This is a genomic window from Psychrobacter sp. CoH-33_TS_01 (assembly GCF_058189395.1).
In genome coordinates, this window is sequence record NZ_JBVGQI010000003.1 from 227,922 (window position 1) to 246,255 (window position 18,334).

Annotated in this window: 16 protein-coding genes and 1 pseudogene; 4 read left to right on the plus strand and 13 right to left on the minus strand. The window is 45.5% G+C overall.

All coding sequences use genetic code 11. From position 1 onward, the window contains the following. Positions 1-19: 19 nt before the first annotated feature. Both ACZ2XM_RS06895 and aroQ read right to left on the minus strand, forming a co-directional pair. Positions 20-1,351 (minus strand): ABC1 kinase family protein, encoded by a 1,332-nt coding sequence (locus ACZ2XM_RS06895; protein ID WP_490587662.1) that lies wholly within the window; start codon positions 1,349-1,351, stop codon positions 20-22. 185 nt (positions 1,352-1,536) lie between these two features. After that, positions 1,537-2,088, minus strand: coding sequence for a type II 3-dehydroquinate dehydratase (gene aroQ / locus ACZ2XM_RS06900; RefSeq protein WP_490587663.1), 552 nt, complete (start codon positions 2,086-2,088; stop codon positions 1,537-1,539). 1,187 nt (positions 2,089-3,275) lie between these two features. Between aroQ and ACZ2XM_RS06905 the strand changes: the two genes are divergently transcribed. Both ACZ2XM_RS06905 and ACZ2XM_RS06910 read left to right on the plus strand, forming a co-directional pair. After that, the gene (locus tag ACZ2XM_RS06905) at positions 3,276-3,491 is read left to right on the plus strand and encodes a cold shock domain-containing protein (protein ID WP_490587664.1); all 216 of its coding nucleotides are present in this window, start codon (positions 3,276-3,278) and stop codon (positions 3,489-3,491) included. A 662-nt stretch (positions 3,492-4,153) separates the two neighbouring features. Then, positions 4,154-5,302 carry a DEAD/DEAH box helicase gene (locus ACZ2XM_RS06910; RefSeq protein WP_490587665.1) on the plus strand — a complete coding sequence of 383 codons (1,149 nt, stop codon included), beginning with the start codon at positions 4,154-4,156 and terminating at the stop codon, positions 5,300-5,302. 155 nt (positions 5,303-5,457) lie between these two features. On the opposite strand, the gene ACZ2XM_RS06915 is transcribed toward ACZ2XM_RS06910, so the two are convergent. From ACZ2XM_RS06915 to ilvA, 8 genes and pseudogenes are all read right to left on the minus strand, one after another. Further along, complete coding sequence (locus tag ACZ2XM_RS06915) at positions 5,458-6,348, minus strand: sulfite exporter TauE/SafE family protein (RefSeq protein WP_490587666.1); 891 nt, start codon at positions 6,346-6,348, stop codon at positions 5,458-5,460. A 90-nt stretch (positions 6,349-6,438) separates the two neighbouring features. Beyond that, a complete protein-coding gene (gene ccoS, locus ACZ2XM_RS06920) occupies positions 6,439-6,696 on the minus strand; it encodes a cbb3-type cytochrome oxidase assembly protein CcoS (protein ID WP_490587667.1) in 258 nt (85 codons plus the stop codon). Between the two features lie 258 nt (positions 6,697-6,954). After that, positions 6,955-7,707, minus strand: a complete 753-nt coding sequence (locus ACZ2XM_RS06925; protein WP_490587668.1) for a YdcF family protein — start codon at positions 7,705-7,707, stop codon at positions 6,955-6,957. A gap of 80 nt (positions 7,708-7,787) precedes the next feature. Continuing rightward, positions 7,788-8,882, minus strand: coding sequence for a UDP-N-acetylmuramate dehydrogenase (gene murB, locus ACZ2XM_RS06930; protein ID WP_490587669.1), 1,095 nt, complete (start codon positions 8,880-8,882; stop codon positions 7,788-7,790). Positions 8,883-8,983: 101 nt separating this feature from the next. Then, complete coding sequence (locus tag ACZ2XM_RS06935) at positions 8,984-9,490, minus strand: low molecular weight protein-tyrosine-phosphatase (RefSeq protein WP_490587670.1); 507 nt, start codon at positions 9,488-9,490, stop codon at positions 8,984-8,986. Positions 9,491-9,676: 186 nt separating this feature from the next. Further along, positions 9,677-10,090 carry an RNA-binding S4 domain-containing protein gene (locus tag ACZ2XM_RS06940; protein ID WP_490587671.1) on the minus strand — a complete coding sequence of 138 codons (414 nt, stop codon included), beginning with the start codon at positions 10,088-10,090 and terminating at the stop codon, positions 9,677-9,679. Positions 10,091-10,298: 208 nt separating this feature from the next. After that, positions 10,299-10,436, minus strand: a pseudogene (locus tag ACZ2XM_RS06945) (excalibur calcium-binding domain-containing protein); the annotation flags it as partial. Positions 10,437-10,684: 248 nt separating this feature from the next. Then, positions 10,685-12,238 carry a threonine ammonia-lyase, biosynthetic gene (gene ilvA / locus ACZ2XM_RS06950; protein WP_490587672.1) on the minus strand — a complete coding sequence of 518 codons (1,554 nt, stop codon included), beginning with the start codon at positions 12,236-12,238 and terminating at the stop codon, positions 10,685-10,687. A gap of 306 nt (positions 12,239-12,544) precedes the next feature. On the opposite strand from ilvA, the gene rpiA reads away from it, so the two are divergent. Both rpiA and ACZ2XM_RS06960 read left to right on the plus strand, forming a co-directional pair. Further along, complete coding sequence (gene rpiA / locus ACZ2XM_RS06955; RefSeq protein ID WP_490587673.1) at positions 12,545-13,225, plus strand: ribose-5-phosphate isomerase RpiA; 681 nt, start codon at positions 12,545-12,547, stop codon at positions 13,223-13,225. 201 nt (positions 13,226-13,426) lie between these two features. Next, positions 13,427-14,248, plus strand: coding sequence for an alpha/beta fold hydrolase (locus ACZ2XM_RS06960; RefSeq protein ID WP_490587674.1), 822 nt, complete (start codon positions 13,427-13,429; stop codon positions 14,246-14,248). Between the two features lie 128 nt (positions 14,249-14,376). Here ACZ2XM_RS06960 and argF read toward each other — a convergent pair whose 3' ends face one another. From argF to dnaB, 3 genes are all read right to left on the minus strand, one after another. Then, positions 14,377-15,294: an ornithine carbamoyltransferase gene (gene argF / locus ACZ2XM_RS06965; RefSeq protein ID WP_490587675.1), complete on the minus strand. Its 918-nt coding sequence runs from the start codon at positions 15,292-15,294 to the stop codon at positions 14,377-14,379. A 219-nt stretch (positions 15,295-15,513) separates the two neighbouring features. Then, positions 15,514-16,707 (minus strand): alanine racemase, encoded by a 1,194-nt coding sequence (alr, locus tag ACZ2XM_RS06970; protein WP_490587676.1) that lies wholly within the window; start codon positions 16,705-16,707, stop codon positions 15,514-15,516. 71 nt (positions 16,708-16,778) lie between these two features. Further along, positions 16,779-18,182: a replicative DNA helicase gene (gene dnaB / locus ACZ2XM_RS06975; protein ID WP_490587677.1), complete on the minus strand. Its 1,404-nt coding sequence runs from the start codon at positions 18,180-18,182 to the stop codon at positions 16,779-16,781. Positions 18,183-18,334 lie beyond the last annotated feature (152 nt).

Sequence of the window (18,334 nt, forward strand, 5' to 3'; positions counted from 1 at the left end):
GCGTTTTTGTTTGGGGGTTTTATGAGGTCACTGCATGGGTTGCTGGAGTAGGAATATCTAAGTATTCAGCCACTAGTGGAGATAAGTCAATCGTGACCCCAAGATTGACTAGGTTCCAGTACTGCCCTGAGACGGTACGATCTAACATCATGGTTGAGGCAGAAGGTTGAAATTGTCCAAAGTATTTCAAAGAGGTCTTCATTAAGGCCATGACCTCATGATGCACTTGGCTTTCACCAAATTTAAAGTCACCCGTATAGTAAGGTTCAATGGACAAAGGCTTCAGACCAATCGCTAGCCAAGACTCATAAAACTCACCTGGGATATTTTTGTCATCTTCACGGCGAATGCCTAAGGTGACCAAGTCTTGCTCTAGCGCCGTCACATCGCCTTTAATGGCGTGCAAAGCAAAGCGCTTAAACAGCTGTACCTCAGCATCGCTATAGCTGCGAATACCACCAAAATCATAAGCGACGACACTGCCATCGGGACGGAAGGCAAAGTTGCCAGGGTGGGGGTCGCAATGCATGCGATAGAGCTCAAACAACTGACCCGCCGTAAAATGGAATAAGCGTTGCGCAATCTTCTGCTTAATGTCATTGTCCCAAGTTGCCGCAACCGACAGAGGCTCGCCCATCTCCTCCGACAAGGTTAAGATGCGTTTAGAAGAGTGGCTGGTAATCACGCGGGGAATAATAAGGCCCTCATCATCAGCGTGGAAGGCTGCAAACACACGTAGGTTATGCGCCTCTTTAATATAGTCGAGCTCATCGTGTAAGCTCTGGCGAATCTCAGCAAACAATTGCTCTTGCAGCTCGCGGCTCATATTGAGTACGCCGGCGATACGGAGCGCCATCCGCACCTGTTTTAAATCGCTATCACAATTTTTATCCACATCAGGGTACTGCACCTTCACCACCACACACTCACCATCCGGCAGAATAGCCTTGTGGACCTGTCCGATGGAAGCTGCGGCAAAAGGCTGCTCTTCAAAGCGCTCAAATAAAGTCTCAATAGGCGCACCCAGTTCGCGTTCGACCTGCGCTTTAATCTGCGAGTAGGGCATAGCTGGCGCGTCTTTTTGCAGTTTTTCTAGGGCAGCAGCAACCTCTGGTGGGAACACATCTTTGTACTGCGAGGCAATTTGCCCCACTTTCATGACGGCGCCCTTCATCTCGCCTAAGGTATCTGCTATCTGTAGCCCCACGTCTTGCATTAACTCAGAGCGGGCTTGCAAACGTTTTTCTTCATCACTCGATAAGTGCTTGAATGAGTTTTTCGCCGCCTTGCCAGCGATACTGGCAGTCATTCCTGCCAACTTTAAAAAGCGTTTTCCAGACGAGTTGCTCATTGATTCCACCGCTATGTGACGACACAAAATACAGGATTAAAGGTAAGCCCTAAGACATGACCAGCTATATACAAAATACCAAGATACAGAATACCAAGGTTAAGCTCACTTATTGCTGCAGTTAACTTATTTTATTTATAATTTTTCTTATTCTTCTTAACTGTTTAATACAATCCAGTGTGGCGCTAAGACGCTACTGGAGTATGGTATAAATTGGCCAACCAATAGTCTAAGGCCATATGGTAGCCCTGCGCACCAAGACCACAAATAACCCCGACAGCCAAATCACTGAAATAGGAGTGATGACGGAAGCTTTCACGCTGATGCACATTAGATAAGTGCACTTCGATAAAAGGTTTTTTGGTGGCAGCTAAGGCATCACGAATGGCTACTGAAGTATGGGTATAGGCGGCTGGATTAATAATAATGGCATCCACCTGCTCTGCAGCAGCATTGAGTAAACCATGCTGTTGAATGGCGCTTATCAACTCTCCCTCATGATTAGACTGGACGCTGACCACCGTTACCCCATGTTTAGCGGCTCGGGCTACTAAATCGCTCTCAATATCTTGCAAGGTCGTATAACCATAAATTTCCGGCTCACGTTTGCCCAATAAGTTAAGATTGGGGCCATTGATTATCAATAGTTTACGGGATAAAGAAGGCGCGATGGGTGATGATTTGTCAGTATTCGCATCAGCTAGCTTAGGGTCATCATTGAGGTGGGAAGCGGCCATAAAGTCTCTCACAGTACACAATTTAATTAAGGATATAGAGGGCTAGCATAATCGACTCCTTCTAACGACGCAATCCTATAGGCAAGGTCAAATAAATTTGAATCAACTATTGCGAGTGATAAAGTTATTTTTATGCCAAGTCAGTCTTTTAGCAAGCTGTTTAATAGTTTCGAGTTGTAATAATAGTTTGCGACATTCTTTAGCCATATTTCATTAGATAATTATAGAAGATAGCTATAGATCAGCTAATGTTATCTTAGCTAGTATTGAAGCAGAGATAGTTAAGTTCATATTTATAGGGGAGCAAATTTAACAAAGCTAGCTTATAGCAATTACTAATAATAGTATAAGGCTTAGGAGTATTTATCCCCTTAATATATATGAATAAATGATTAAATCCATAAGCCTACATTACACCAGTCCTAGTTTTACGAGCTTAAACTTATAGAATAAGCACCTGCAAATAGGCGGTAATAATAAATTAGTATTGATAATAAAAGTTTAATAGTTAATTTATTAATGTTTGCTTAAAGTGCTTTTAGTTGTTGAATGCCCATGCTATGATATTTTTAAGTAATCGGGATTACGCTGATGTTGCGACATAATAGTTTATTGCTACTAGCTATTTAAGAGTTCGTTATTTATTAACTAGTAATTTATGAGCTAGTACTAGCATCATCACAGTTTCATTCCCTATAACTTAACCGGGACTACTCGCTTATTGTTAGAAACAAGTCTTGCTTAAGGTTAGGCTTTGCTAGGTAACTAACAGCAATTCATTAGAAAGATTAGCGAATTCTAACAATAATAAATGCTAAGCATATTCAATCGTTATCAAGGTATAGCATTATAAGTTACGATAATAAGCGCAAAATAAAGGATATCTCAGCTCAACGCCTTATGTCTGCTAGAGCAAATCTTGACAGGCAGATAGCTTGATAAGAAGATAGTTTCACAGGCGAGCGGGCAGGTAGCTGGCAAAGTCTAAAAGGTCGATATTACATCAACGACCACTCTAGTCTTGCGGTAGATATCTAGAATTATGTCACTTATTATGGTACAAATATAATGGGTTGGAGGTGTTTCAGTGATGATATTCAACTCTTTGGTGTCAGTTGCCATGATACGCTGTTAGTACACTGGTATTTAACTGATATTGCTTAAGAACTTTTTTAGGAAGTAAGATTATGTCAGCTCGTGAACAAGGTGTTGTAAAGTGGTTTAATGACTCTAAAGGCTTCGGCTTTATTCAACGTGAAAGTGGCGAAGATATTTTTGTCCATTTTCGTGCTATTCAAGGAGACGGTTATCGCTCTCTGAAAGATGGCGAAAAGGTCGAGTTTAATGTGGTTGAAGGTCAAAAAGGCTTACAAGCTGAAGAAGTGACCAAGATAGAGGCGTAAGATGTAAGAGCTGTTAGATAGCAGCTGTTTATTTTACGACTCACTGCCGTTATAAAACTGCATGGCTTGATGCTAAGCAGGTATAGATTTTGTCGTACTTAGAAACTGTCTCTTAAGCGTATGAGCAACTGCGCATGCCCCATGACAGTCATCCAAGGAAGCATAGTAAGTATCCATATTGCATACTGTTTATATGGCCTTAGAGGTGATATACAGTGGGTCGTGCCTGACCATGGTTTAGGAAGCTAAGGATAGCTTATCCCTATATCTTTTCGGCTAGCAAATTAGCTTCTTAACCTCTAGTATTTCAGTGAATGCCATCTCATATACCATTCAACGGTTAGTCTCTGACATCAACTCCCTCTAGATAGCCCCCTCTAAACAGACATGTGCTATGGCCATAACGGTTGCCCAAAATCATTGTCCCTTTTACATTGCGCCGTTTTTCAATGATATCGTTGCCTTGAGCGCTAAAGCTTGACCTTTGTCTTTAGAATAGTCATGCTGTAACCCTAGCCATATCCTGCCATACTCCCTAAGCTATTATAGTTAAATCCTAGTCTTGGCTGTATTAGGCGGCTACCTACAAGCACTTACTTGAGCAACCTGTATTTTAACTATATTCGTTTAACCTTATTTTTTAACCTTAAAGGGACTTTTCATTGAGTGATTTTGCCTTATTTAATCAGTTATCGTTAACTGCTGCCGTACAGCGCGGTATTGATGACCTTGGCTTTACGGAATTGACCCCGATTCAGGCGCAGATACTGCCGCATACTTTAGCAGGCCAAGATGCTATCGGTCAGGCGCAGACAGGTACGGGAAAGACAGCAACTTTTCTGATTACGATTATTGAAGCACTGTTACAACGGCCTTTTACCGAGGATGAAGAGCGTTATTTGGGTGAGCCGCGCGCGCTTATTTTAGCGCCGACTAGAGAGCTTGCGCAGCAAATCTTTGATGATTGTGTGGCCTTGACCAAATACACGGATTTGCACAGTGCTTGCATTATGGGTGGGGTCAACTATGACAGCCAACTCCATGAGCTAGAGCGCGCTTATATCGATATCTTAATCGCCACGCCTGGGCGCTTAATTGACTTAATTAATAAAAACTTCGTATATCTCGACAGATTAGAAGTCTTGGTGTTGGATGAAGCCGACCGTATGTTGGATATGGGCTTTATTCCGGATATTAAACGTCTGATAGGTCGTATGCCCCCCAATACCGATCGGCAAAGCTTGCTGTTCTCGGCGACCTTTAACCAAGATGTGATGAGCTTAGCTTATAAGTGGTTACATGAGCCGGTATTCGTAGAAATCGAGCCTGAGCATAAGACGAGTGACTTGGTCGAGCAGCGTTTTTATATGTTGGCAGAAGATCAGAAGCTCGCCGTGTTAGAGGAAATTATTGCCTCAGAAGAAGTGGATAAGCTGATTATTTTTGCTAATCGTAAAGATCAGGTCAAGCGCTTGTACGATAAGCTGCGCAGTCGCTATGAAGTCGTTATGTTATCTGGCGATGTTATTCAGCAAAAGCGCGAGCGTTATTTGCAAAAGTTTAAAGATGGTCAGGCCAAAGTTTTGGTGGCTACTGATGTGGCGGGTCGCGGGATTCATGTCGATGACGTCAGCCATGTGGTCAATTATACTTTGCCAGACCAACCAGACGATTATGTCCATCGTATTGGTCGTACAGGCCGAGCGGGGCAGACGGGGATTAGCATTAGCTTCGTCAGTGAGGATGATGCCTTTAACTTGCCCGCCTTAGAAAAACACTTAGGCAGCAAGCTGAAGCTGGTGCAGTGGTAAGACGCTAAGCTAAACTAACGGAGTCATGTCCTAAAAAAAGCTTACTAATCCTTAAAGATTGGTAAGCTTTTTTACGTTGGCTAGCGTCATTGTTTAGCTAGTGCCATTATTTGGCTATTACCACTATACGCCTCGCTATGACAGAGTGGGCAGAATTAATGACTGTGCTCAGTATCCATCGCCATATCGCTGTGCTGATTATTAGGCTGCTCGCTACCAGTACCCATATCTTGTTTATGCGTTGCATGTTCCGCTTCAGTCATGGCACCCATATTTGCCATATCATGGCTCATAACTTCTCCTGAGTCACTCATCATAGCGTGTTGCATAGGAGCGCCACCATGGTTCATATGGCCACCATGATCCGCACCATGCATCGTACTCATTATGATAGGCAGGGCAATCACGGCCAGCCCAGAGAGCACCATGACCGCCCCATTAATTTGACGCAAGCGTAAGCGACCAATATGATTGCGAATCCAGTTAACGGTGGTATGGGTGGCGACCAACATAGGAATAGTCCCCAAACCAAAGGCAAACATCAGCATAGCGCCTGTCGTCACACTATGACCGACCACCGCCATTAACAAAGCCCCGTAAACCAAGCCGCAAGGTAGGAATCCCCACAGTAAACCGGCCATCAAGGCTCTGGGGAAAGTAGTCAGTGGAAATACTTTTTTGCGCAATGGGGTTAGATACTGCCAAAAACGCATACCGACGCGTTCTAAGTGGTTTAAAAATGGCGCGCCTAACATCGTCACGCCAATAAAGATAAACACGAGACCCAATAATATTCGCGGTAAGCTATTGCCTTGCATAAAGGGAGCTAATAGAGCCGTACCTGCCAGACCTGCCATCAGACCTAACAATGAATAGCTCATTAAGCGACCGAAATGATAAGTCGCAATCAAAGCTCTGCGCTTACTGGGGCTGACCTCTTGCATCGATAGACCAAAGGCCGCCACTAGGCCACCGCACATGCCTAAACAATGCGGGGAGCCTAAAAACCCCATTAATAAAGCGGCCGTTAATAAAGCTAAGGTCATGATACAGATTCCTCAAAGGCTAGCTACCGATAAGCTGGCTGGAATGAATAAATAGCGGGCTAAAATGAATGCTCGGGACAGGGAAAGTGATTAATCGAGCTTAGTGGTCGCTGCACTCTTAGGAGTTTTGGCAGCGTCAATAGTCTCCGATGCGGGAGAAACAGTAGGTTTAGGAGTATTTTGCTCTTGTAAGACTTGGCGACGCTCTTGTCTGTCCTCTAAGATAATGCGCTGTGAAGCATTGTCTAAGTCATCGAATTGGTCGGACTTGACCGCATAACGAATCGCCCAGATGGCGACGACGAATAACATTAAGCTAAGGGGAATTAATAGAAAAATACTGGCCATTGAATACCTCAGGGGGTAATGACGCTTGAATATAAGAAACGGTGGATAAGGCTATTTTAACATTTTACGCGGGGTCGGCGGTAGGTTTTGCCTATTAGGGTCATGAACCCGTGCGTTATTTAGAAACGCTAGCCTTATTTATTAGGCTTATTTACTAGGTTTGGTTATGGGTCTAAGTTACTAGCCTTACAGATTCTGCGTTATAACTAAGGGCGGATGATACTAGCCAGTTAGTCGGCAATTAAAAATAGCAGCCAGCTAAAAGGTCTTTAACGCGAGTGGTTTACGGCTGCGCTTTAGCGTCTCTAAAGACACTTCTTCGCTAGAGCGACAATCTTGCTGCGGTATCAGTATGTCCCTTAAGTAGGCGCCGACCTCATATAAAGTGCGTTTGGAATGACGATAGTTGGCGGCTATATTATACCAACTGCTGGGTTCGGGTAGCGGCGCGTTGATAGGAGTCGTAGCTATACCATTGAGCGCAAACTGCCGGCGAGCCCGCGTCATATGATAGGCGCCAGTGATGAGGTAGACATGCTGTATGTCTAAGCGTTTGGCTGTAAAGCGCGCATTCTCGCAGGTATTCATACTGGCGTTTTCACTAATAATTTGACCAGCAATGTCTGCATGATACGGCTGAGATTTAGGGTTGGCATCATGCTTGACCAGCCACTCATACATCCACGGCGACTCTACCCCCGTCAAGATAACGGGCATAGGGTGTTTATGATAGCGGTCGAGTAGGGTTTGGAGGCGGCTGCGGCTAAAGTCATTGACGACGATAGTACCTTCAGCATCTTTCGTTAGCCCACCGCCTAATAACAGATAGGCGGTAGGCTCGCTCACTACCAGATTAGGAACTTTAGGAATAGGCAGGTGCTGCAAAAAATATAAGCCGACCTTGGAAAAAAGCGGGGTAAGAAAACTCACTGCAGAGACGATAGCGATTAGAATGCCCATCACAAATAGCCACTTTAGCAAGTCGATTAGGGCTTTCCAAATACTGTACATGATATTCGCCATCAAGGTTAAAAAGTCTAGCTTGCTGCTTCAAGTCACTGTTTTAAGTTGCTGCTATGGCATTAATTCTATTACAAGGTGGTGTTGTTTAGATTAATCTGCCCGTCACTATCTATCCAAACCGGCTCACGCTCGAGCATAATGTCATAGGTCGCTAATATCTGCTGCTGGATATAATGTTGGGTCGCTGCGACATCCTGTTGGGAGGCTTTGGTAGCGCCAAGGGTAGCGCTATGATTGGTGAGTACTAAAGCCTGCTGCTCATGGCTAAGTATGGGCGCAATGCCGCCGCCTTTAAGACCTGCGTGATCAATTAACCAACCTGCGGCCACCTTGGTATAGTGCTCATCGACTCGGTAGCCCACCATTTGTGGGAATCGCGCCTGTAAGCTTTGAAATTGCTCAGTAGGAATTACCGGGTTTTTAAAAAAACTGCCGCAATTGGGCAAGACTTTCGGGTCAGGTAGCTTGCTTTGGCGAATAGCAATAATCGCTTGCATAACATCGACTGGGGTAATGTGTTGGCGCGAGGCGTCATTAGCCAATTGTAAGGCTTGCGCTTGCACATCCCCATATCCTGCCTGCACGCGAGTAGAATCTTTATGGAGGGCAAAACCCACGCGAGTAATGAGCCATTCGCCAGCTTGTTGCTTAAAGATGCTGTCACGATAGCCAAATTGGCAAGCGGCTTTATCAAAGTCATGCCAAGTCTGAGTAGAGAGATGGCACGCGCGCACATGGGTTACGCAATCGTCCAGTTGTACACCATAAGCACCAATATTTTGTACTGGAGCCGCGCCGGTAAGTCCTGGGATTAAGGCTAAATTCTCTAAGCCATACCAGCCGCTAGTGACGGTGTGCAAGACTAGCTCGTGCCAATCTTCGCCGGCCATAACCTCGATATGAATGCTCTCGTCGCTGTCCCTAACTACCGTAACGCCTTTTAACAGAGGACGTAATACGGTCGCCTGTAACTTAGGCGGTAGCAGGATATTGCTGCCTCCTGATAATACGAATAACGGCTCGTGCTGAGCTTTATCCTGCAGTATTTGCTCAAGTTGTGCCTCGTCACTAAGCGTAATAACCTGCTCTGCTTGGCAGGCCAGCGCCATAGTGTTTAAAGCCGACAAATCAGCTGAGGTTTGCGAAAGGTAAGAAGCAGTCATGGCGTGCCTGTGATAGCGAATAAAATAAAAAGGGAATGCTAAGTAGAAAAAATTAGGCGCCTAGCTAGGAACAATTCTAGCTAGGAATAAATATAGCTACCCTAATCCGTTTTCCAACTTTCAATCCAAGCATCAACAGAAGACTCTATCTGTTCAATGACGCTCTCAAAACCATCTCTCTCGCCATAATAAGGGTCAGGCACGTCTTCACCGCAATACGTAGGGTCTTCTTCACTGAATAAAGCCAGCTTGGCCAGTTTAAGGTCGCTGTCACTATCTTGGCGCAATTGGTCTTTGATAGCTTGCAGGTCTTGGAGATTCTGTTGATCCATAGCGAGAATCAGGTCAAATTTAGTAAAATCATCCGCTTTCACTTGGCGCGCGACCAATTTGCTAATGTTATAGCCGTGGCGTTTGGCGTGTTTTTGTGAGCGCGGGTCAGGGTTATTCCCTACGTTCCAATCACCCGTACCTGCTGAGTCAATGCTCATACTCATGCCGGCGACCGCTGTTTTTTGCCGTAGGATTTCTTCTGCAGTGGGCGAGCGACAAATATTGCCTAGACAGACTATTAACACAGAACGTGGTGCGGAGGTTTTGATGGGCATGGGATACCTTAGCAAACTAATAAAAAGCGACAAGTCAGAACACAAGCTAGCAAAACAGTAGTCAATACGCTAACTGCTACAAACTTAACGCGCTATTCTATCAATGATTGTGCCAAAACGATAGGGAGCAGTCGCCCTACGCCAGTCATCGCTAGCTATTGATAAGACTAAACAAAAACCCTAACGCTAATCTTGGGAATGTTTAAAACGCTGTAAGTCACGACGTTGCTTTTTATTAGGCTTAAAGTCAGGCCGAGCTAAGTTAGCCAGTTTACGCTGCTCACTAAAGTGCTCGCGACGCTTGATGCTCTCTTCCGTCTCTTCGTACATAGTCTGAGCGATAGTGGCATTGCCGCGTTGCACCGAGAGCTCTTTGACCACGATAGTCTTTTCAGTCATAGCGGTCGCTGAGCCTTGGCGAATAGTGAGCTCGTCGCCCACACTGATTTCTTTGCTGGTTTTGACGCGACTGCCCGCAAAATGTACCTTGCCGCCCTCAATAGCTTGCTTAGATAGGCTGCGGGTCCGATAAAATCGGGCTGCCCACAACCATTTATCCAGACGTACTTTCGCTGCAGCGTTGTTATTGTTTTCAGTCATAGCGTAATAATATTCCTTATAGTGACAGCCCCTTTGATATCAAGCGCTATCCTAAAAAACGGTATAAAAGGTCTTACTTATATGGTGTGTTTTACCCAAAATGCAAATCCATAAAAAAAGGTGACCTTAGGCCACCTTATTCATATTAGTTTAAAAATATATTCAATAAAATAATTACTAAATTTTCCAATGCTAATTAATTAATAAACTACTTACACCACTGTTTTTCGCATGGAACGCCATCATTATTGCCATCCATTTTAGTGTTAGGACAATGTTGAATAAAATAAGTAGCCTCTGCACAAGATGTCATTTGCGAACAATGTGTTCTACCATCGCAGGAAAAGACTTGATTGTTAGTGGATAGAGTAGGGGTTTCTTCACTAAACAGCCTTTCAGATTCAAGACTTTGAATGGTAGTTTGTGGTGCAAAAGGTCCTTCTTGAGCTTTGAATTGTTGGTAGCCATAGAATATTGCTACTAGCATTAAAATAAGAAAAATATTTTTCATGACTGTCTCAAATTACATCAGGTTGAATTGAAAATAACAAGTATCTATAAATGAATACTGTCATTCCCAATTCAATGAAATAGTTATTGTAAGAACATCTGATAACCAATATTATTCTCTACCGCTGAACAGTCATAGCCAATATCGTTAAGAGTGTCTTGCAGGGCACGTGAATTGGTGGCTGAGGCTTGCAAGCCTACTAAAACGCGACCATCGGCAGCACCATGATTGCGATAGTGGAACAAGGTGATGTTAAAGTCTTGGCCAAGCTTCTCTAGGAAGTTTAATAGAGCGCCTGGACGCTCAGGGAAGGCCACGGTAAAGAGCTGTTCGTCAGCCAATCCGGCATGACCGCCAATGAGATAGCGGATATGGGTCTTGGCAATTTCGTCATCCGTCAAATCATGCGCTGCATAGCCCGACTCAACGAGCGTATTGGCGATGACTTGGCGCTCTTTTTCGCCTTCTTTTAGCGCGATACCGACGAAGATAGCAGCAGGTTGCAGGGAGTCAGGGGCAGTATGGCTACGCGCGCGGTAGTTAAACTCTGTAATATTACGGCCTTTTAGGTCGCGGCAGAATTCTAAGAAGGCACCGGTACGCTCTGGTAAAGTGACGGCAAATACTGCTTCTTTTTTCTCACCGATTTCAGTACGTTCTGCGATATAACGTAGGCGGTCAAAGTTCATATTGGCACCGCAGACGATGCCCACGCAGTTTTTACCCTGAATATTGTGTTCAGTCAGATACTTTTTCATACCTGCGATAGCTAGCGCGCCGGCAGGTTCAACGATACTGCGGTTTTCTTCAAAGACATCTTTGACGGCAGCACAGACTTCATCGTTATTACAAGTCACTACTTCAGGCTCGATAACCATGCCTGAGCCATCGCTTTTTTGACTGCGCACTACGTCAAAAGGTATCTCACCAATTTGACCGACTGCCACACCATCTACAAATAGACTCACTTGCTCAAGCTTAACGCGCTCGCCAGCGGCTAGGGCAGCCTTGAGACAGGCCGCCCCTTCAGCTTCAATAGCGACAACTTTAACATGCGGGGCTACTTCCCCTAAAAAGGCTGCGATACCAGAGATTAAACCACCACCGCCAACCGCAACGAAGACATACTCCATATCGCGCCACTGCTGCGTAAGCTCAAGGGCAATCGTTCCTTGGCCGGCGATAACCAATTCATCGTCATAGGGAGGTACGAAGGTTAGCCCTTCTTTTTCAGCACGATCAATAGCGTAGCGATTGGCTTCATCAAAACTATCCCCAAATAAATCCACGTTGCCGCCCAAAGCTCTGACAGCACTGACTTTGATATCTGGAGTAGTCGTAGGCATTACAATAATATTGTTAATGCCGAGTTTGGCCGCAGAGTAGGCAACGCCTTGGGCATGATTGCCAGCAGAGGCACAAATGACCCCGCGGGCTTTTTGCTCATCATTCAGTTGGCTAATTCGATTGTAAGCACCGCGCAGCTTAAAAGAAAAGACCGGCTGCAGATCTTCACGTTTAAAGCGAATATCGTTATTAAAACGAGCAGAAAGTCGAGGCGCCCGATCTAGAGGCGTTTGGATAGCAGCGTCGTAAACGGTGGCTTGCAAAATAGCGCGAACCCAATGAGATAGCATAGAATGTCCTAGCGAGGTTTTATTTGCGGTAAAAGAAAACTAACGGGATTAAGTTTTTACGACCAATAAGCCTATGCTCTTTTTCAGAGTCGTGCAAGGTTTAAGCCGGAATTTTATATGATTTTTTAGCTTAGTGACGCCTCATAGGGCAACCCTTTGCTTTATGGGTCACCTAGATTTACGACCCGATAAAATGAACTGTCAGCGGTTATGAGTTAATCCAATATCCTTTTTCTCTCAGAATCGGGTAAAATTACTGCTAAGCATCCCTTTTATCCTTCTTTCCTTCAGTCCTTAGAGGCCTTTATGAGTCAGCAGCCCAGCCCAGCAAACCGTCAGCAACAACTAAAGCAAGAGGTGGCTCGTGCTGCCTTAACTTATATTGAAGATGATATGATTTTAGGCGTGGGGACTGGCAGTACGGTCAACTGCTTGATTGAATTATTACCCAAAGTGCGTTTAAGAGGGGCGGTGGCCAGCTCGCAAGTGACGCAAGATAAACTAGAAGCCCTCGGTATCGAAGTCATGGATTTAAACTTCGTGGGTGAGTTGGATTTATATATTGATGGTGCTGATGAGGTTAATCCAAATCTACAGTTAATTAAGGGTGGCGGTGGCGCATTAACACGCGAAAAAATTGTCGCGGCAGCCTCTAAAGAATTCATCTGCTTAGTCGATGAGAGCAAATGGGTAACCACACTAGGTCGTGAATTCCCAGTCCCTATCGAAGTATTACCGCAAGCCCGCTCTTATGTGGCTCGGGAACTGGCGAAACTTGGTGGGGAGCCGGTCTATCGTGAAGGTTTCGTCACCGATTATGGCAACGTTATCTTAGACACTTATGACTTAGATGTGCAAAGTGCCAGTGAGATGGAAGCGCGCTTAAATAATATCGTCGGCGTAGTCTGTAACGGTATCTTCGCTGCCAATCAAGCAGATAAGCTATTGATTGCTAAAGAAACGGGTATCGAAACCTTATTGCGTTAGACCGTAAGATTATCAGGGATCACTAGGGCAACGGCTGTGCAAGACAGCGTTGCAGGTCTGTTAGTCTAAGTAATATAACTCCTCATATAAATGACGTATTTTAGTGCTAGAGTAAGCGATGATCAGCTTAATACTATTCATCGCTACTCATCTTTACTTATAGCTACTTATAGCTTAATACACTAACAAGGACGTTATATTATGCCGAAAATTACTATCAATGATGCTGAGCTGCACTACGAGGACAGCGCGCCCAACTCTAATAAACCTGTCATGCTATTTGCCCACGGCTTATTATGGAGTACCCAGCTCTATGATAAACAAGTGGCTTATTTCCAAGACCGCTATCGTTGTATTGCTTTTGACTTTCGTGGTCAGGGGCAGTCTGAGGTCACTAAATCCGGCTACGACATGGACTCCCTCGCTGAAGATGCTATTGGCTTACTTGATGCCTTAGCGATTGACTCCTGCCATTATGTTGGGCTATCTATGGGCGGCTTCGTGGGTCAACGTGTCGCTATCAAGTATCCTAAGCGCTTACAGTCGCTCATCCTTTTAGACACCTCAGCAGATCCTGAAAGCCCTGATAACATCCCAAAATACAGCAAGCTTATGAAAGCTATCAAATGGCTAGGGGTAAAAAGAGTCAGTAAAAAAGTCATGCCCATTATGTTTGGACAGAGCTTTTTAAACGATAAGTCGCGCAAAGCTGAGTATCTAATGTGGCTGTCGCGCTTAAATCAAAATAATAAGAAAGGCGCAGTCTATGCGACCCAAGGTGTGATTGAGCGCGAGGGTATTTATAACCAGTTAATAAAAATTACTACTCCGACCCTGGTTATCGTGGGCGATGAAGATGTCGCGACTCCGTATGCCAAAGCGGAACGGCTGCACTTTGCTATTAAAGGCTCTAAATTGGCAATAATCAAAGGGGCAGGGCATAGCTCTACGGTTGAAGAGCCTAAAGCGGTCAATCAGGTTATGGAGAATTTTCTTAAGTTAAATGACTTTAGTGAGAAATAGCTGTTTATAAAAACAACGGACTCTAATAAAGTAAATACTAATAATTTAAAAAAAAGCGGGCTAACCCTCAACTAGGATGAGCCCGCTGTTATTTAGCTTATAAATCAGCCTTTGTCACTCAGACGTGGTTAAATTTTAATTTTATCTTGTAGTAAAAATTCCATTAGCGCTTTTTGGGCATGTAGGCGGTTTTCGGCCTCATCCCAGACGACTGAACGTGGGTCGTCTAACATATCATGGGAAATCTCTTCGCCACGGTGTGCTGGCAAGCAGTGCATAAACAACACTTCAGGGTCGGCTTTATCTAGCAAAGCAGGTGTGACTTGGTAGGGGGAGAAACGACGGGCACGGGTATTCTGCTCGCTTTCTTGCCCCATACTGGCCCAAACATCGGTGACGATAAGGTGAGCATCTTTCGCAGCATCTTGGACGTTTTCGACCCAACTGACGCAATGGCTGAATTTTTCCATGAGCGCAGGATCAGGCTCAAAGCCGTAAGGGGCAGCCACGCGTAACTCAAAGCCAAACTGATGGGCCGCGTGCATAAACGAAGAGCACATGTTATTGCCATCGCCGACCCAAGTGACGATCTTGTCGCGAATACTGCCACGATGCTCGTAATAGGTCTGCATATCGGCCAATAGCTGACAAGGATGAAACTCATCGGTCAGCGCATTGATAATAGGCACTGAAGAATATTCAGCGAATTTCTCAACCTTTTCGTGCTCAAAAGTACGAATCATCACGATATCGACCATACTAGAGATGACGCGGGCAGAGTCTTCTACTGGCTCGCCACGACCCAACTGCGTATCATTAGGCGATAAGAAAATCGCATGGCCACCAAACTGTCCCATACCGGTCTCAAAAGAGATTCTCGTTCGCGTCGAAGACTTCTCAAAAATCATGCCCAAAGTCCGGCCTACAAACGGCTGATACACCGTGCCAGCATGTTGCATGCTACGCAGTTCAGACGCGCGTTTGATAAGCTGTTCAAGTTCGGCTGGCGATAGATCAAGTAAGGTCAAAAAATGGCGCACACTCATGGTCATCTCTGTCGATTGCGGTAAAACGGTGAAGTTATATAGACTAAAAATCCAGTATAGCGAAAAATGGTCCGTTGTAAACGGCTAACAAGGCGTGTTAGCACAGTACCATAAGGTAACCTATTTAGCGCTTATTTGGCTATACGTTTTCAGCTTTATTTTAGCGAGCTTGGTACTAAAGTTATGCAGCAAAGCCTGTGACACTAAGCTAAGAGCCCGCTAGATTATCTTACGAGTAGGCCGTGGCGTCATGCGGCACAGCAACTCATAGCCAATAGTATTCGCCCATGCCGCCACGTCATCAACGTTAGGGGCAGAGGCAGTTGCTGTAGCTGCATTCGGTGATTTTCCAGCATCGCCAAGACGGTCATCATGTGAGGGAGTAGATTGCGCATCGCCCCATAAGATAATGGTATCGCCCAGCTGCGGCTCTGGAACGGCAGAGACATCAATGGCAATCATATCCATGGCCACCCGGCCGATAATCGGGCAGTGATAATAGGTATCCCCCTGTTGCAAGCTGGCCCAAGCGGCCTCGCTGACTACGCGTGGATAGCCATCGCCATAGCCAATACTGATGATGCCTTTTTTAATCGGTTGCTCAGCCAAATAGCGACTGCCGTAGCCGATAGCAGCCCCCATGGTCAGGTCGTGAATGGCCATCAGCGCCGTACTAAATGTCATGACAGGTTGCAGGTTTAGCGTTTGCGAGGTTACGCCGTCTAATGGCGAGCTGCCATAAAGCATGATGCCAGGGCGCACCCAGTCGTAATGGCAGTCGGGGAAATTAATCGTGCCTGCTGAATTGCAGAGCGAGGCGCCAATAGTTGGGGAAACTTGCTCGTGCAATTGTGCTAGGACGCTATTAAACAGCGTAATTTGTTGCTCATTATAAGGGTGGTCTTGCAGGTCGGCATTGGCAAAATGACTGGCCAAAATAATATGATAGCCAGCGTCATGTAACGCGGTCGCCACCGCAACGATTTCATCGGGTTCAAAGCCTAAGCGGTTCATACCAGAATTTAGCTTGAGCCAAACAGTACGCGTGGGGTGATTAGGCTCATTTTCGAAGTCGGGACGGTGGCTAAGCGCCCAGTCAACTTGCGGCATCTGATGAATTAAACAGTTCATTTTATAGTCGATAGCGGCTAGCCATTCTGCTTCACTAAACGCGCCTTCAATCATCGCCACGGTCTTGGTCCAGCCGAGATCGCGGACATCACGTGCCTCTTCAAAAGTCGCCACGCCAACCCCATCGGCATCCTGTAGCGCCGGCAAGCAAGCGGCCACACTATGACCATAAGCACCCGCCTTGACCATGGCGAGCACTTTAGAGTTTGGGGCGAGTTTTTTGACTTGATTTAGGTTATGGCGTAAGGCGCCAGTATTAATAGTGACGGTAGCAGAACGCATGGCAATCAACTTAATAACATTATCAGATTGAGGGAAGGGTGACAGTAACTAGGGTTAAATTCATATAACGCTTATTCATCATTCTCGAAGCTGTTGGCTTGATAGAATTCAGGCGTTAGGTTGGTAAAGCGGGTAAATTGACCTTCAAAGGCAAGACGTACCGTACCAATAGGGCCGTTACGCTGCTTACCGATGATGATTTCAGCAATACCTTTTTGATCAGAGTTTTCGTTATAGACTTCATCACGATAGATAAACATAATCAAATCCGCATCCTGCTCGATGGCGCCTGATTCGCGCAAATCCGACATGATAGGGCGTTTATTCGGACGGTTTTCAAGACTACGGTTAAGCTGCGATAGGGCAATCACAGGACACTCAAGCTCACGGGCTAGCGCCTTAAGACTTCGTGAAATCTCCGAGATTTCCCCAACACGGTTGCCCTCTAAACTTGGCACCTTCATCAACTGTAGATAATCGACAATGATAGCGCCTAACTTGCCATCATGATTTTTGGCAATACGGCGACAACGCGAGCGCATCTCGGAAGGGGGTAGCGCCGTGCTGTCATCGATATACAGATGCTTTTGTTGCAGATGTTGCACCGCATTCATCATTTTGCCCCACTCATCTTCGTTCATTTGTGCGGAACGTAGGTGGGTTTGGTTAATTGCTCCCCAGGAGGACAGCAAACGCATGACGATAGACTCTGCGGGCATCTCCATAGAAAAGACGACCACAGGCAGGTCTTCATTAAATAACACGCCCTCTGCTAAGTTCATCGCAAAAGTCGTCTTGCCCATCGAAGGACGTGCGGCGACGATGATTAAATCACCACCCTGCAAGCCCTGAGTGCGGTTATTGAGCTCGATAAAAGGGGTCTGTAGACCAATCATGCCATCAGGGTTGGATTTTAGCTCGGCGAGAGTCTCCATGACATTGGACAATACGGAGTTGACATCGACGGGCCCACGTTGCTCAGCGCGTTTATTATGCTGCTCATTAATATAGAAAATTTTGGATTCAATCCCATCCAAGATATCGCTAATGCCCTTGTCTTTAGGGTTATAGGCGAGACTCAACATCTCATTGCCGGTAGTGATCAGTTGGCGTAAGGTAGAGAGCTCACGTACCCGTTGGGCATAGGCGGTCAAGTTAAATAGCGTGGCTGGGCTCTGACTCAAAATGTCAGACAAATAGGTATCACCACCCGCTGACTTGAGCAGTTTCTGCGCATCCAACCAGTCATGCACCATGACCGTATCGTAAGGCTCGCCAATACTGGCCAAATGCGCGATAGCGGAAAAGATATGTTGATGGCGCCCGGCATAGAAGTCGTCTTTGGTCACGATTTCTGAGACTTTATCGTAGGCTTCTTCAATACTCATCAAGGAGGCTAATAGCGCTTTTTCGATATCGATATTATGCGGGGGCTGCTGGTTTAAGAGCTCTTCGGTTTTATTCGTTTCTGCCATGGGTACTCAAAGTCTCAAATAAAATAACAAAAATAGGGTAAGTCGCGTGACGCTAGTATCGATAAGTTGTGCAAGGGGGTAGACGTTAAAAACCGTCAAATATGACGGTTATAGTGTGGTAAAGTTTACCATAGTCTAGCTCAAAGGTTCTG

Coding starts and splice junctions, on each gene's coding strand:
- dnaB (WP_490587677.1), bottom strand. CDS start 18,182: ATGGCAGAAACGAATAAAACCGAAGAGCTCTTAAACCAGCAGCCCCCG.
- ACZ2XM_RS06925 (WP_490587668.1), bottom strand. CDS start 7,707: ATGTACAGTATTTGGAAAGCCCTAATCGACTTGCTAAAGTGGCTATTT.
- ACZ2XM_RS06940 (WP_490587671.1), bottom strand. CDS start 10,090: ATGACTGAAAACAATAACAACGCTGCAGCGAAAGTACGTCTGGATAAA.
- alr (WP_490587676.1), bottom strand. CDS start 16,707: ATGCGTTCTGCTACCGTCACTATTAATACTGGCGCCTTACGCCATAAC.
- ACZ2XM_RS06895 (WP_490587662.1), bottom strand. CDS start 1,351: ATGAGCAACTCGTCTGGAAAACGCTTTTTAAAGTTGGCAGGAATGACT.
- argF (WP_490587675.1), bottom strand. CDS start 15,294: ATGAGTGTGCGCCATTTTTTGACCTTACTTGATCTATCGCCAGCCGAA.
- ACZ2XM_RS06935 (WP_490587670.1), bottom strand. CDS start 9,490: ATGCCCATCAAAACCTCCGCACCACGTTCTGTGTTAATAGTCTGTCTA.
- ACZ2XM_RS06960 (WP_490587674.1), top strand. CDS start 13,427: ATGCCGAAAATTACTATCAATGATGCTGAGCTGCACTACGAGGACAGC.
- rpiA (WP_490587673.1), top strand. CDS start 12,545: ATGAGTCAGCAGCCCAGCCCAGCAAACCGTCAGCAACAACTAAAGCAA.
- ACZ2XM_RS06905 (WP_490587664.1), top strand. CDS start 3,276: ATGTCAGCTCGTGAACAAGGTGTTGTAAAGTGGTTTAATGACTCTAAA.
- ccoS (WP_490587667.1), bottom strand. CDS start 6,696: ATGGCCAGTATTTTTCTATTAATTCCCCTTAGCTTAATGTTATTCGTC.
- ilvA (WP_490587672.1), bottom strand. CDS start 12,238: ATGCTATCTCATTGGGTTCGCGCTATTTTGCAAGCCACCGTTTACGAC.
- ACZ2XM_RS06915 (WP_490587666.1), bottom strand. CDS start 6,348: ATGACCTTAGCTTTATTAACGGCCGCTTTATTAATGGGGTTTTTAGGC.
- aroQ (WP_490587663.1), bottom strand. CDS start 2,088: ATGGCCGCTTCCCACCTCAATGATGACCCTAAGCTAGCTGATGCGAAT.
- murB (WP_490587669.1), bottom strand. CDS start 8,882: ATGACTGCTTCTTACCTTTCGCAAACCTCAGCTGATTTGTCGGCTTTA.